Origin of the sequence: Paenibacillus oryzisoli, assembly GCF_050467285.1 — a bacterium.
In the GTDB taxonomy this organism is placed as follows: domain Bacteria; phylum Bacillota; class Bacilli; order Paenibacillales; family NBRC-103111; genus Paenibacillus_E; species Paenibacillus_E oryzisoli_A.
The window spans coordinates 398,349-412,287 of record NZ_JBCMUN010000009.1 but is presented as its reverse complement, the minus strand read 5'-3'; the positions used below and the strand labels follow the sequence as shown (position 1 = coordinate 412,287).

Sequence of the window (13,939 nt, the reverse complement as noted above, 5' to 3'; positions counted from 1 at the left end):
CGAGGAGGGTCTTTATGTCTATTTCAAAAAAAATGGATTATGAAACTGCCAGCGAGCTGCGGTCCATCTTGTCGAAATTAAATATAACTCGAAATAAAGTAACTATTGATCTGGACAACGACACAATCGAAGTTGATGATGATTATGCGATTGACGACATACTTGATTCGGCTGGGATCCTAACGCAAGAGCAGGCGAAAGAGCTTATGGACGAAGTAAAAAAAATGCGTGAAGAAGATTGGAACTAATGAGTATTCGGGGATATTTAGTCGATACGAACATTGCCATTGCAATATTAGCCAAGGAACAAATTGTGATGGATTTTGTTGAACAAGCCAAAAATGATAAAATGTCAATTTTCTTTTCTGTAATTACAGAATGTGAAGTTTACAGTGGCTTGAAATCTGAATTTCAGCTACGTGGTGTAAAATTGTTTAATTCCCGTCGCTGTTTAGATGTGAATTCCAAAATCGCTCGAATTGCCGGAGATATTCGTAGGGAACAAAGGGTAAAAGGCCGCAAATTAAAGACTCCTGATGCCATCATTATTGCGACAGCATCGAGTATCAACTAGCTCTTATATCAAGGGATTCCGACATGAACTTAGTTCATGACTACGGCGTCACTCTGCTTAAACTGTGAATCTGTTTGGTACCGCCAATTTGTTTCAATCGTACTACTTGACAAAGACTTTTAAACCGCAATTATCGACAATTACTCTTAACGGTGGAGGAAATTCGATGCATCCCATTCAAAATCAGATCGGTACGGTGTTCATTCCTGTAAGTAACATTGAGCGCTCGCGGGATTGGTACAGTGACATTCTCGGTGTACCTGTCGAAGGGGAGATTCTGTTCGGGCATCTCTACGTGCTCCCGATGAAGGGGACGGGCCTTGTGCTGGACAGCAAGATCTATGCGGAAGACCGCGTGTTTCGGGTGCCTGCGTTTCATTTAAATACGACCGACATTGGAGCCGCGTACGCTTTCATGAAAGAGAAGCAAGTGAATCTCATCACACCGATTGAACATCAGCACTGGTTTAATTTCAAAGATCCGGACGGCAATGTGCTGATGGTGTGCAAATGCTGAGAGAAATGGTTGCTGACCCAGCATCAGCCACGTTGGGAGGCTCGATTCCTGCAATTAAGCAGGCATTTCTCGCAAAAATGCCGTTTTCAGCATGATTCCTGCGAAAAGGCAGGTTTTTCTGCCGAACTCGCTCCAAAAGAGGATGCTCGCCCACAAAAGCCTGCCGAATCGCAGGAATTTCTTAAAAACAGCCAAGGATGGATGCAAATTCCTGCTTATTTGCAGGTTTGGATGACCGCCAACCAAATAGACCTCTCAGCGCCCCATCCCCATCCCCGGCAGCCTCACTCAGCCCGCTCTCCCGGTCGCCAAGACTGCGAGGGCTTTTTGTGCCGCGGCTTTTTGGCTGAAATTTTATTTCACATAGAATTGTGATTTTTGCAATAAAATTCCCGTTTAAGACGAATTGGATAAGAAAGGATGACACGAAGGTTCTTGTAATTTGAAACAAATCTTCGTATGATGATAGTAATTTTATCAGAAAATTTGAAACCGGGCAGGGAAGAGCGATGTCAATTCATGACAATATATTGATTAAAATTCGGGACATGCGAGACAGCCTGACGCCGGTCGAGAAGCTGGTGGCCGATTATATTTTGGACAATGTCGCGGATATCCCGCATTTGTCGATCAAGAGTCTGGCGCAATTGACCAAGACGAGCGACGCCTCCGTGCTGCGTTTTTGCAAAACGATGGGATACAAGGGATACCGGAACTTTATCGTCAGCATTTCGGCCTCGGTCGGCTCGATGGACGAAGATCAGAAGGATCAGTATACGGACATTCAGCCCGGGGACGATCTGCCGATTATTATTTCGAATATTTTCCACAATAACAGCAAATCCATTGAGGATACGCTGAGCGTCATCGATAAAAACGAGATCGCCCGTGCGGTCAAAGTGCTGAGAGAGTGCAACCGGATCGTTTTCTTCGGAATCGGGGCTTCCGGGCTTGTCGGCATTGACGCGGAGCAAAAGTTTTCACGGATCAACAAAATGTGCCATACGTATACGGACGGCCACAGCCAGCTGACGGCTGCAACGTTGATGGACAAGAAGGATGTTGCGATTTTTATTTCCAATTCCGGCAGCACGTCCGAGATTTTGGATACGCTGGAGATTGTGAAGAAAAACGGCGCGACCGTCATCGCGATTACGAAATATAACAAAAGCGAACTGGCGGAGAAAGCGAATATCGTGCTTAGTATTTCCACACCGGAGCTGACGATTCGCAGCGGCGCGATGGGATCGCGGATCGCTATGCTGACGGTCGTTGACGTCCTGTTCGCCGGTGTTGCGAGCGCGGAATATAAGAATGTGAAGAAATATTTGAGCAAGACGCACGATATTATTGCAAGTACCAAACATCGTAAATAAGTATGAAAGACAATGGTTATGATAGTTATAGCCGTTGTCTTTTTTTGTTTTCGCCAAATTTCATCATAATTGGACAATAAAATAAAAAATCAAACTTTTATTGTAAAATAAAATAAAATTTCAAAAAGTATTGACCAAGATGAAATTTTTCGTTAGTATGAACTCATGAAAGCGAAACAAACAGGATAGGAGGTTGCGACAATGGATGAGTATCTGTCGGGGTTGACTACGGAAGAAATCAACGAGAAAACGCAGATGATCGACGAATGTACAACAGAACAAATGCTTCGTCTGATGAACGAGCAGGATGCACTGGTTCCCGCAGCAGTGGGCGCGGAAATTCCGCAGATCACTAAAGCGGTTGACATCTTGCATCAGGTTCTGAAGAACGGTGGCAGAATGTTCTACGTAGGAGCTGGTTCTTCTGGCAGACTCGGTGTACTCGACGCTTCTGAATGTCCTCCTACTTTTGGTGTGGATGCCATGCTGGTTCAAGGTCATATCGCAGGCGGGGACGTAGCGCTCCGATTTGCAGTCGAAGGCTTTGAAGATAACGCAGAGGAGGGGATCGCGCTCATTGAGCGGTGCGGCGTGACGGAGAAGGACGCAGTCATTGGCATTACAGCCAGCGGCAGCGCGCAATTCGTTATCAGCGCCATTCGAAAGGCGAAAGAGATCGGCGCCGCCACAGTCGGCGTTGTGAACAACAAGCAATCCAAGCTTGAGCCTTTCTGTGATGTGTGTATTTCACCGGTTGTAGGGCCAGAAGTTATCATGGGATCCACCCGATTGAAAGCGGGGACAGCACAGAAGCTGGTTCTGAATATGCTGACGACCTGTACGATGGTGAAGCTTGGCAAGACGTTTAACAATCTCATGGTGGATATGAAAGCGAGCAATATCAAATTGTATGACCGGTCCGTGCGCATTATCCGAACGGCAACCGGCGTCGACGAAGCGACGGCAATTTCCCATTTGGAAGCGGCTTCAATGAACTGCAAGCTGGCAATCATGATGATTAAAACAGGCCTTAACGTGGAGGCAGCGGAAAACGCCCTCGAGCAAAGTGAAGGCAGTTTGAAAAGAGCAATTCGTTCCTTTAGTCGAGTAGTATAATAGCTGAAAAATATGAGGAGGTCACTTTTTCATGAAAAGAAAAATGCCCGTATTAGCATCGGTTGTTGCATTAACAATGGCTCTCACAGCATGCGGTAGTTCCTCTGATACAAAAGAATCTGCTTCCCCTGCTGCTTCCGCGGCGGCTACGGCTGCTGCATCGCAAGCGAAGGACACCATCACGGCGCTGCTGCCGCCGGTTTCGCCAAACTATCAAAAGAACTTTGAGCAAATGGCGAAAGACTTCAACGCGCTGTATCCGAATTTGACGCTGAAAATCGAACCGGCAAGCTGGGAAGATGTGAAGCAGAAGCTGGATACCCAAGTGAACGCGGGCAGCCCTCCGGACATCGCTTTCGGCGGATCGGATGCCATTCCGAAATACATCGAGCAAGGCTTGCTGATGGATATTACGGATACTGTGAAACCTGAGATGATCTCGGACTACGACAAAGCGCCGCTTGATTACATGAAGAACGGCAAAGGCCTCTACGGCTTCCCGGCATACATGGAAGTTCATGCACTTGGCGGCAACAAAGCGTATCTCGAACAAGCGGGTATCGATTGGAAGAAGGTTCAAACGAGCGGCTGGACCTACGATGAGTTCCGTCAAGCGATCAAGAAAGGCGTTGTCACGGAAAACGGAAAAACGCGTTACGGCTTCGTATTCGCTGTTAAAGGCGTAGCCGCGGTTGACTACTTGGGCATCATGGCGAAAAATGCCGGCATGCCATATGCGTTTGATAAAGATAACAAATATGCATACACTAGCAAAAACTACCTGGGTCTCTTGAAAGACCTGCGTGCTTTGATCGACGATGGCTCCATGCCGAAAGAACTGAGCTCTGTTGATGCGGGTAAACGTTGGAACATGTTCCTGACTGGCCAAACAATGATTACAGGTAAAGGTCTGGCGGTATTTGAGAACTCCGCGAAAGCCAACAACGCGAAATTGGCTGCAAAAGACGCAAGCGCTGTGAAAGACTCCATTCCAGTGGACTACGTAGTTCTGCCAGCTCCGACGTTCCAAGGCGCGAAAGCTTCCTATGCAACTGTTGTTGACGGCTACATGACGTTCCGCGGCAAAAAAGAGCCGACAGCTGAGCACAAAGCAAACGTGGTAAAAGCGGCTTACTTCTTGGCTAGCGGCAATGTTGCAGCGACAACAAACAACGATTTGTTCGCAGCGCACATTACGCAAAGCGCGAAGAAAGCGGCGGAAAGCATGAAAATCGATAGAAGCCCAGAAAACGTGGCGGCTGTTGACTACATGCTGAAAAATGCAACACCGGCTCGTTCGGACATTCCGACAGACCTGGCTGCGAAAGCCATCAAATTGGAAACAGAAGTAATCGTACCGAAATTCCAAGGTCTGATTGCAGGCGAAGTAACGCCTGAAGCGATGTACGAAGCTGTGAAAACAGCTGCGATCGCTGCATTCGGCGCCGACGGTATCGTAAAAGACTAATTTATACCGATGACATGGCTCGGATAGTCGCGCAGAAGAATGCCGCGGCTATCCGAACTATTTTACAGGAGTATCTAGAGATTGGAGGGGACACGATGGCTACGAATATCGCTAAACCGATCAAACGTCAAAAAATCAAAGGGGACGGCGCCTGGGGGTATACGTTCATTGCCGTCGCTTTGATTGCTTTTGCGATGTTCACGGCATATCCGGTCGTCAGTGCGTTTATTATTTCGTTTCAAAAGTATAAGCCGCTCGGTTCCACCTATGTAGGATTGGACAACTATGTTGCAACATTGAAAGACCCGCTCTTCTGGCAGGCGATGAAAAATACCGTCGTATACACGATCCTGACCGTTCCCGTGAACTTATGTATTTCGATGGCCATCGCGATCCTGATCCTGCCGTTCCGTAAATCGACGCAAACGTTCTTTAAAGCCGTGTACTATTTGCCGGTTGTCGCGTCAGGCGTTGCCTTGTCCGTCGTGTGGCTATGGATCTTCGATCCGATGGAAGGCGGAATTCTGAATCAACTGATTCATTTCTTCGGTTTCAGCAATCAAAACTGGCTCGGTTCCAGCTCAACGGCGATGTTCTCGCTTGTCCTGATGTCTTGGCTGTCTTCGCACGGTACGTCCATCATCATTTATTTGGCGGGCCTCCTCGGAATCGACGATACGTATTACGAAGCCGCAGAAATGGACGGCGCGAACTTTTTTCAAAAACTGTGGTACATCGTAGTTCCGGCCCTAAAACCGGCTACCTTGTTCTTGCTCGTTACTGGCGTCATTGGTTCGTTCCAGGTATTCCAGAACGCGTACCTCATGACTGGCGGCGGCCCGAACAACGCGACAACGATGGTCGGCTTGCTGATCTTCAACAATGCCTTCACATTCTTTGATTTCGGTAAAGCAGCAGCGCAATCGCTTGTTCTTGCTGTCATTATCGCTTGCATTTCTGTCATTCAATTCAAATATGCCGGCAAAGACGTCGAGTACTAAGAGAGGGGGATAAACAATCATGGCTCTTTACAGCAATCACGCGGGAAAACCCGGCGTACGCAAGTCGCGCAACACCATTATTTTTATCGCCCTTCTGCTCTTTGCTCTGGCGACGGTTTTTCCGATTTACTTCATGGTCATTTCGTCCTTCGCGGACCCGGTAGAAGCAGGCGCTGTTTCTTATTCGATATTGCCCAGTAAATTTACTTTCGCGTCTTTCAAGTTTTTCTTTGATTTTAGCGAATATTCTTACAGATGGCTTCTGAACTCCTTGATTGTGGCAACGTCGGTGATGGTGTCCAACGTCATCTTCGCGAGTATGGCCGGTTTCGCGTTCTCCAAGCTCCGTTTTAAAGGAAGAGGCGTGCTGTTCTCCGTCCTGCTCGTGTCCATGATGATTCCGTATCAAGTGACACAGGTTCCTTTGTACATTCTCATCGTCAACGTATTTGACCTTCAGAATACGTACACGGCGCTGATTATGCCGGGAATCGTAACCGTTTATAATATTTTTCTCGCCAAGCAATTCATGAGCTCTATTCCGAATGAAATTATGGAAAGTGCCAAAATAGAAGGCTGCAGCCAGTTCACCATTTATTGGCGGATCATTCTGCCGCTGTCCAAAACGGTGCTTGCCGTCATGGCGATTCTGACATTCATGGACAGCTGGAATACGTTCTTCTGGCCGTTGCTAGTCACGAACACCATGGATATGCAAACGATCCAAGTCGGTCTGAAAAACTTCCGCTTCGCCAACACGACGTTTATTGCGCCGATGATGGCCGGAGCGACAATCTCGGCTTTGCCGATGTTCATTCTGTTCTTCAGCTTGCAAAAGTACTTCTTGGAAGGCGTTACGGTCGGTGCGGTCAAAGGTTGATCGCCGCCGCGCATGGGGGAGGATCGCAGCATGATAGTCACTTGGGATGACAAGTATACGCAAGGCGTTATTGCTTTGTGGAACCAGGAAGCCGTGAAAGACGACTACAAGGAGCTTGATGACGAAAGCTTTGGGCATATTTTCACGGGCAATGCGCATTGGGATGAATTGAATACGTTCGTGCTTCTGGATCAAGCGAACGTCGTCGGCTTTGCCTGCGGCTGCTCGGGAGACGATCTCCCTATTGGGGACAAAGCGGGGTATATCACTTGCATCGTACTCGCGGACGGCTATCAAACCGATGCGAATTACGCAGATCTGCTTCAAGCTTTAGAGGGACGTTTTCAAGAGTTGGGCAAGAAGCAAGGGGACGTGCTTTTCTTCAACCCGATGATGCTCCCGTGGTATATTCCGAACACGCCGCAGCATGAGCATAACAATGCGCCGGGCGTGCCGGTAGACAGCAGGCTGTATGCCCATTTACTGAGCGCTGGCTATGTGGAACGGGCGAAGGAATGCGCCATGTACTTGAACCTCGACAACTTCGTTATGCCCGAAGAGAGTGTGGCGAAGGAGCGCAAAGCGGCCGTGGAAGGTTATGCGGTAGCGTTGTTCGATGCTGAGAAACATCATGGTGTCCAAGACATGCTGCAAGGCTTTGACAACCCGTTATGGCAAAAGGAGATCGGTGCCGCAACCGCTAACGGCGTGCCGGTCGTCATTGCCGCTCATCATGGCAAGGTTGTCGGTTTTGCCGGTCCTGTGATCAAACAGGCGAACGGCAGAGGCTATTTTGCCGGGATCGGGGTGCATCCCGACCATGAAGGGCACGGGCTCGGCAGCATCTTATTCTATAAGCTGTGCGAGGCTTTTCAAGCGATCGGAACGCCGTACATGTCACTGTATACGGGCAGTACGAACCCTGCGATCCGCATTTACGAGAAAGCCGGCTTTACAACGGTAAAACAATTTTCTGTCATGCGAAGGGAGTTTTAATCAGCCATGAGTGAACAGCAAATGACGATTCTGGCCATTGGCGGCCATGTAGGGGATGCAGAGTTAACCGCAGGAGGCGTACTTGCCAGCCACTCGCTGAAAGGAGACCGCATTGCAACGCTGGCTTTGACAGCGGGGGAACGCGGCGTACCGGCAGGGCAGGACATGAAGGACTATCACGCGCAAAAAGTGCGGGAAGCGAATACGTTCGCCGAAATGCTCGGCGGTGAAGCGTACGTGTTCGACGATATTCCGGACGGCGAACTGGAGGACAGCACGGAGCTGCGCTTCCGCGTGGCCGATGTGATCCGCAAAGTGAAGCCGAATGTGATCATCACCCACTGGAAAAACTCCATGCATAAGGATCACATGACGACGCACCGCATTGTTAACGATGCTCGCTTTTTTGCCGGACTCGCTTCGTTTGAGCGGGAACTGCCTGCCCATTTTGCCCAGCGTCTGTACTATGCCGAGAACTGGGAAGATGCTGTTGACTACCGTCCGTATGTGTACGTGGATTTCAACCAGGAAGCGTTTGATCTATGGGTCAAAGCGGCCTCAACGCATTGGTTCATCACCAACAGTAAATCGTTCCCTTACCTGGAGTACTACAAGCATTTGATGCGCGTTCGCGGCATTGAAGCCCGCAAGCAGTATGCGCAGACGTTTATGATTCCGGAAGAAAATATGCGTGTTCTTAAAACTGAATTATAGGCCAGGGTGAGTCTGAATGCTCCGAGGGCNNGGTGAAAGATGCCCCTGAGCGGGTGTTCAGACATGCCCCAACCGCCTCTGCACGCAGCCGTTTTTCCGATTCGATGGCTCGAGCAGGGGTTTTTCTTCATTAACTAAATCGCAGGAACGAGGCGCCGACATGATACTGAACGGCATTGACCGCATCGAACATTATGCCCATCTTTTTAAAGGAAAGCGGCTCGGTCTGATTACCGCACCGACGGGGCTGACGAAAGACTTTGTCTCTACGATTCAAGTGTTGCATGAACGATTCGAGCTGGCTGCCTTATTCTCGCCAGAGCACGGCGTGCGCGGCGATCAAGCGGCTGGAGCCCTTATTGATACGTATCTGGACCCGATCACAGGCGTTCCAGTATACAGTCTGTATCGTAAAGATTCCAAAAGGCTCACACCTGAAATGCTGGATGCTGTGGATATGATTGTGTACGATATTCAGGATGTCGGCACACGGTATTATACGTTTATTTATACGATGCTTTATGCAATTGAAGATTGCGCGAAGGCGGGCAAGCCGTTCGTCGTGCTCGACCGGGTCAATCCGCTGGACGGCATCACGGTAGAGGGCAATGTGTTAAAAGAAGGGTTTCAATCGTTTGTCGGCAACTATCCGCTTGCGGTACGCTACGGCCTGACGGCAGGAGAGTTGGCTGTGATGGCGAACGACCAAATGAAGTGGGGCTGCGACCTGCACATTGTGCCTTGTGAAGGATGGTCCCGCAGCATGCGGTTTCCGGAAACCGGGCGCGAGTGGATCATGCCGTCTTTGGGCTTGCCAAGATATGAAACAGCGCTTATGTATCCGGGGACGTGCGTGTTTGAAGGCACGAACATGTCGGAAGGGCGCGGCACGACGGTGCCGTTTGAAGCGATTGGCGCACCGTACATCGACGGACAACGGCTGGCTGATGAGATGAACACGAAGAAACTGCCAGGCGTCTGGTTCCGACCGGTTCATTTTAAACCGACGACGTCGAAGCATCTCGCTGAAAATTGCAGCGGCGTTCAGATTCACGTTCTTGACAAGCAGGCGGTTCGGCCGTTTGAAACGGGCGTGACACTGTTGTATACGATCAAGAACAACTATGAGGCGTTTGAATTCCTGCCGCCACTCAGGGAAGGTTCACGGCCGTTCATCGATTTGCTGTGCGGTGACAATGTGTATCGCAATGAAGAAGTTGGCCTGGCGGAGCTGTTGGAGAAGTTTCAAGCGGAGAGCACGGCGTTTGCGACGATGAAGGCAGCGTATCATTTATATAAGTAAGACGAGGGCAGGAAAGAGGGGGTAGCGTGAAACGATTTGTAGCGGGATTGGATGGCGGAGGCACGAAAACGGCTGTGAAAATTGCGGATGAGAACGGACTGCTCGTCCACACATTTATCTCCGGAGCCATTAATTACAATGGGCAGGATGAGGAAAGCATTAGGCGCAGCTTTCAGGATATTTTCTCCGGGATTGCGGAAGTATGCGGCGGGCTGGACAATTGCAAACAGGTTGTGATTGGCGCAGCGGGGGTCAGCAATCCTACCGTCAGCGCGCGCTTGGAAGCGAATGCTAGAGCTTGCGGGTATGAAGGCGGGCTGCTCATTACCGGCGATCAGGAAACCGCGCTTTGCGGGGCGCATGACAGCGAAGTCGGGATCATTGTGATTGCAGGAACAGGGTCGATCTGTTTCGGTAAAAATAAAGCGGGCGAATCGGTGCGCTCCGGCGGCTACGGACACCTCATCGACGATGAGGGCAGCGGGTATGCCATCGGACGCGATCTGCTGTCTGCGACGGTCCAGGCTCATGACGGACGAATTCCGGAAACGGTCATCTCCGGCATGGTGTACGAGCAGCTTGGGCTCGCCACCGTTCAAGAGATTGTCGGTTTCGTCTATAGCAAGTCCACGAATAAAAAGGATATTGCGGCGCTTGCCCCGATTTTGAGTAAAGCATGTGAGTTGGGAGATTCGGCTGCGCGGGCGATTGCGGCCAAACATGCGGCGGCACTCGCGTCCATGGCTGTGCCGGTGATCGAGAAGCTGTCCATGCAAACGGGAAGCTTGGCAATGGCTGGCAGCGTGCTGATCAATAATGGGGATATTCGCCGGGCTTTTGCCGAGATTTTGAAGGAACGGTATCCTGAGCTTTCTTGTATCGAAGCGAAAAAAGATGCGGCCAGCGGCGCTGTCCGGATGGCGCTTAACCGGCTGGAAGCCGCGCAAGCATAACGAGTGGAAAGGGGAGCTATACGGCATGAAAAAACTAGAAGAAATGACGCTCCGGGAAAAAATCGGTCAAATGCTGCTCTGCGGCTTTGAAGGCACGGCGTCTACGGATCGTGTGAAGGAGCTCATTCAAGAGCACCATGTGGGCGGCGTCATTTATTTTGCGCGCAATGTGGAGACGACCGAGCAAGTCGCTGCGCTGTCGAACGAGGTGCAGCAGCTGGCAGCAGCGTCGGACACGTGGCCGCTTTGGGTATCGATCGATCAAGAAGGCGGCATGGTCGCGAGGATTACCGAAGGCGTCGCTTTGATGCCAGGGCAGATGGCGCTAGCCGCGGGCGCGCTGGGTGAACAGGAAGGCGATCAAGAGCTGAACCATGAAGCTGCCTATGCGTCGGCTTACATCTCGGGCCGAGAGCTGCGGGCGCTGGGCATCAATCTGAACTTTGCACCAGTGCTGGATGTGAATAATAATTCGCAGAATCCCGTCATCGGTGTCCGTTCGTTCGGAGAATCGGCGGAACTTGTCGCAGATTTCGGCGTGCGCGCGGTGCAAGGGTATCAGGATGCGAACGTCGTCGCGACGGCGAAGCATTTTCCGGGGCATGGCGATACAAGCGTAGACTCGCATCTGGATTTGCCGACAATTGCGCACGACCAGGCGCGGATTCGTTCGCTCGAGCTAGTCCCATTCGTCAAAGCGATCGAACATGGCGTTGATGCGATCATGTCGTCGCATATTTATTTTCCGGCGTTTGAGCCGGAGAAGCGTCCGGCGACGCTGTCGAAAGCGGTGCTCACCGGCTTGCTGCGGGAAGAGCTCGGTTACGACGGCGTGATCATGACGGATTGCATGGAAATGAACGCCATCGCCGTCCATTACGGCACGGTCGCCGCGAGCGTCATGGCGATCGAAGCCGGGGCTGACCTGGTCCTGATCAGCCACCGCATGGATTTGCAGCTCGGCGCGATCGACGCGATCGAGCAGGCGGTAAGGGACGGGCGCATCAGCGAAGCTCGCCTCGATGCGTCGGTGGCGCGGCTGTTGGCGCTGAAGACGCGCCGCGGCTTGGTGGGGGCGCAGCCAGCGAGCGCTGCGTCCGAGTCTGTGGCGACCGAAGCGCATCACGCGGTCGCCCAGCGTCTCAGCGAAGCTTCCATTACGCTCGTCAAGGACGAGCAGGGGTTGCTTCCGCTGAGACGCGCACGGACGCTCGCGATCACCGTCGCGGCGGCCGTATCGTCCGGCGTCGACGAAGCGTACGCCGCGTCGAGCCTGGGCGCGGTGCTGGTAGCGCACGGCCTCGAGGTTGTCGACCGCGTGCTGCCGCTGGCCGCGGTCGCGGATGAGCACACGGCGGTATTGGCGGAAGCCGCCGCCGCGGATGTGGCGCAGATCGTTATCGGGACGTACAACGCAAGGTTCCATGCGCCGCAAGGCGAGCTGCTGCGCGCCCTGCAAGCGCTCGGCAAGCCGCTCGTCGTCGTCGCGCTGCGCGTGCCGTACGACCTGCTTGAGCTGCCTGCGGACGCGTCGACGTTCGTCGCGGCCTACGAGAGCCGGCCGCTTGCGCTGCAAAGCACGGCTCGCTGCCTGCTCGGTGAGCTGCCAATGAAGGGCCGGCTACCGGTGACCTTAAGCGACGCATATCCAGCCGGCTGGCGCTGGGAGGGGAATGCGTAATGCTTCATCAACTGTTGGAGCAAAAAAGTTTGGTTGTCGCCGGCCTCATGTCCGGCACCTCACTCGACGGCATCGATGTCGCCATCGTGCGCATTGACGGCTGCGGCATGAATGCGAAGGTGCAGCCTTTGCATTTTGAAAGCTTCTCCTACGACGAGGAGCTGCGAGAGAAGTTGAAGGCGCTGTGCTCCGTCGAGCATTCGGACGTCGCGCAGGTGTGCGGCATGAACGTCGTCATGGCGGAGAAGTTTGCCGAGGCGGTCCTGCGGACGGCGAAGCTCGCCGGGATGAAGATGGAGGAGATCGATCTGATCTCCTCGCATGGGCAAACCGTGTGGCATATCCCGGTCGCGGATGCCGCGCATGCGTACTTGCCGAAATCGACGCTGCAGATCGGCGATTTGTCCGTGCTTGCCAAACGGACGGGCCGCCCCGTTGTCGGCGATTTCCGAACCGCCGATATGGCGGTCGGCGGGCAGGGGGCGCCGCTTGCTCCTTACGGCGACCTGATCTTGTTCCGGGATGCGGTGAAGGGCCGCATCCTGCAAAACATCGGCGGGATCGGCAACTGCACCGCGATCCCGGCCATGGGCGATACAGCTCGCGTGGAAGACGCCGAACTGATTGCTTTTGACACCGGACCAGGGAACATGGTCCTTGATCAAGTCGTGCACGAGCTGTCCGGTGGACAGCTCGCGTACGATGCCGACGGCGCATGGGCGGCGCGCGGTGAGGTGCAGGCGAATGTGCTTGAGCAGATGCTCGCACATCCGTACTTCGCCCAGCTCCCGCCCAAGACCACGGGGCGGGAGCTGTTCGGCAAAGCCTACACGCTGGTGTGGCTCGCAAGCGTGCAGGCGCAAGGCCTGTCGCCCGACGACATCGTCGCGACAGCCACGGCGTTCACCGCGCATTCGATTGCGCGCGCGTATGAGGCTTTCATCCTTCCGCGGATGGAGATCGCGGAAGTGATCGTGAGCGGCGGCGGCGCGCGCAACCGCACGCTGCTCGCCATGCTGCAGGCGCTGCTGCCGCAGCAGGCGATCACTACGTCCGATGCGTTCGGCATTTCCGGCGACGCAAAGGAAGCAATCCTGTTCGCGTTGCTCGGCAACGACTGGATACACGGCGTGCCGAACAACCTGCCATCGGCCACCGGGGCCGACCGGCCGACGATCATGGGTAAACTGGCGCTGCCGTAAACGGGGGCCAGCATTAAAAGCTTGTACCGTCTTAGAAGACGGTGCAAGCTTTTTTACTTTCAAACAATGGCTCGAACCCTCCAGAAGAGCGGGTGGATAGCCGAGAGCATAAGGAGGTGCCTTCCCACATTCTTTTCCAAAATTTGCTTCAAGGCGTA

At 52.6% G+C, this 13,939-nt stretch carries 15 protein-coding genes; all 15 read left to right on the top strand.

Features of this window, described 5'->3' with window-relative positions; all coding sequences use genetic code 11:
* The first annotated feature begins 14 nt into the window (after nucleotides 1-14).
* On the top strand, nucleotides 15-248 hold the full coding sequence (locus ABE504_RS17185) for a hypothetical protein (RefSeq protein WP_430090930.1): 234 nt from the start codon (nucleotides 15-17) through the stop codon (nucleotides 246-248).
* Nucleotides 248-574 (top strand): type II toxin-antitoxin system VapC family toxin, encoded by a 327-nt coding sequence (locus ABE504_RS17180; RefSeq protein ID WP_430090928.1) that lies wholly within the window; start codon nucleotides 248-250, stop codon nucleotides 572-574. The genes ABE504_RS17185 and ABE504_RS17180 overlap by 1 nt, the downstream gene beginning before the upstream one ends.
* 166 nt (nucleotides 575-740) lie before the next feature.
* Nucleotides 741-1,091 carry a VOC family protein gene (locus ABE504_RS17175; RefSeq protein ID WP_430090926.1) on the top strand — a complete coding sequence of 117 codons (351 nt, stop codon included), beginning with the start codon at nucleotides 741-743 and terminating at the stop codon, nucleotides 1,089-1,091.
* A gap of 9 nt (nucleotides 1,092-1,100) precedes the next feature.
* Nucleotides 1,101-1,466 (top strand): hypothetical protein, encoded by a 366-nt coding sequence (locus ABE504_RS17170; protein ID WP_430090924.1) that lies wholly within the window; start codon nucleotides 1,101-1,103, stop codon nucleotides 1,464-1,466.
* Between the two features lie 134 nt (nucleotides 1,467-1,600).
* Nucleotides 1,601-2,467: a MurR/RpiR family transcriptional regulator gene (locus ABE504_RS17165; protein WP_430090922.1), complete on the top strand. Its 867-nt coding sequence runs from the start codon at nucleotides 1,601-1,603 to the stop codon at nucleotides 2,465-2,467.
* Between the two features lie 201 nt (nucleotides 2,468-2,668).
* Entirely contained in the window at nucleotides 2,669-3,583 is a 915-nt protein-coding gene (gene murQ / locus ABE504_RS17160) for an N-acetylmuramic acid 6-phosphate etherase (protein ID WP_430090920.1), read from the top strand.
* 31 nt (nucleotides 3,584-3,614) lie between these two features.
* Nucleotides 3,615-5,051: an ABC transporter substrate-binding protein gene (locus tag ABE504_RS17155; RefSeq protein WP_430090918.1), complete on the top strand. Its 1,437-nt coding sequence runs from the start codon at nucleotides 3,615-3,617 to the stop codon at nucleotides 5,049-5,051.
* A 95-nt stretch (nucleotides 5,052-5,146) separates the two neighbouring features.
* A complete protein-coding gene (locus tag ABE504_RS17150) occupies nucleotides 5,147-6,052 on the top strand; it encodes a carbohydrate ABC transporter permease (protein ID WP_430090916.1) in 906 nt (301 codons plus the stop codon).
* A 19-nt stretch (nucleotides 6,053-6,071) separates the two neighbouring features.
* Entirely contained in the window at nucleotides 6,072-6,932 is an 861-nt protein-coding gene (locus ABE504_RS17145) for a carbohydrate ABC transporter permease (RefSeq protein WP_430090914.1), read from the top strand.
* A 30-nt stretch (nucleotides 6,933-6,962) separates the two neighbouring features.
* Nucleotides 6,963-7,928: a GNAT family N-acetyltransferase gene (locus ABE504_RS17140; RefSeq protein ID WP_430090912.1), complete on the top strand. Its 966-nt coding sequence runs from the start codon at nucleotides 6,963-6,965 to the stop codon at nucleotides 7,926-7,928.
* Nucleotides 7,929-7,934: 6 nt separating this feature from the next.
* Nucleotides 7,935-8,642 (top strand): PIG-L deacetylase family protein, encoded by a 708-nt coding sequence (locus ABE504_RS17135; protein ID WP_430090910.1) that lies wholly within the window; start codon nucleotides 7,935-7,937, stop codon nucleotides 8,640-8,642.
* 160 nt (nucleotides 8,643-8,802) lie between these two features.
* Nucleotides 8,803-9,945, top strand: a complete 1,143-nt coding sequence (locus ABE504_RS17130) for an exo-beta-N-acetylmuramidase NamZ family protein (protein WP_430090908.1) — start codon at nucleotides 8,803-8,805, stop codon at nucleotides 9,943-9,945.
* A gap of 26 nt (nucleotides 9,946-9,971) precedes the next feature.
* On the top strand, nucleotides 9,972-10,898 hold the full coding sequence (locus tag ABE504_RS17125) for an N-acetylglucosamine kinase (protein ID WP_430090906.1): 927 nt from the start codon (nucleotides 9,972-9,974) through the stop codon (nucleotides 10,896-10,898).
* 25 nt (nucleotides 10,899-10,923) lie between these two features.
* On the top strand, nucleotides 10,924-12,579 hold the full coding sequence (nagZ, locus tag ABE504_RS17120; protein WP_430090905.1) for a beta-N-acetylhexosaminidase: 1,656 nt from the start codon (nucleotides 10,924-10,926) through the stop codon (nucleotides 12,577-12,579).
* The gene (locus ABE504_RS17115; protein WP_430090903.1) at nucleotides 12,579-13,781 is read left to right on the top strand and encodes an anhydro-N-acetylmuramic acid kinase; all 1,203 of its coding nucleotides are present in this window, start codon (nucleotides 12,579-12,581) and stop codon (nucleotides 13,779-13,781) included. The genes nagZ and ABE504_RS17115 overlap by 1 nt, the downstream gene beginning before the upstream one ends.
* Nucleotides 13,782-13,939: the final 158 nt, after the last annotated feature.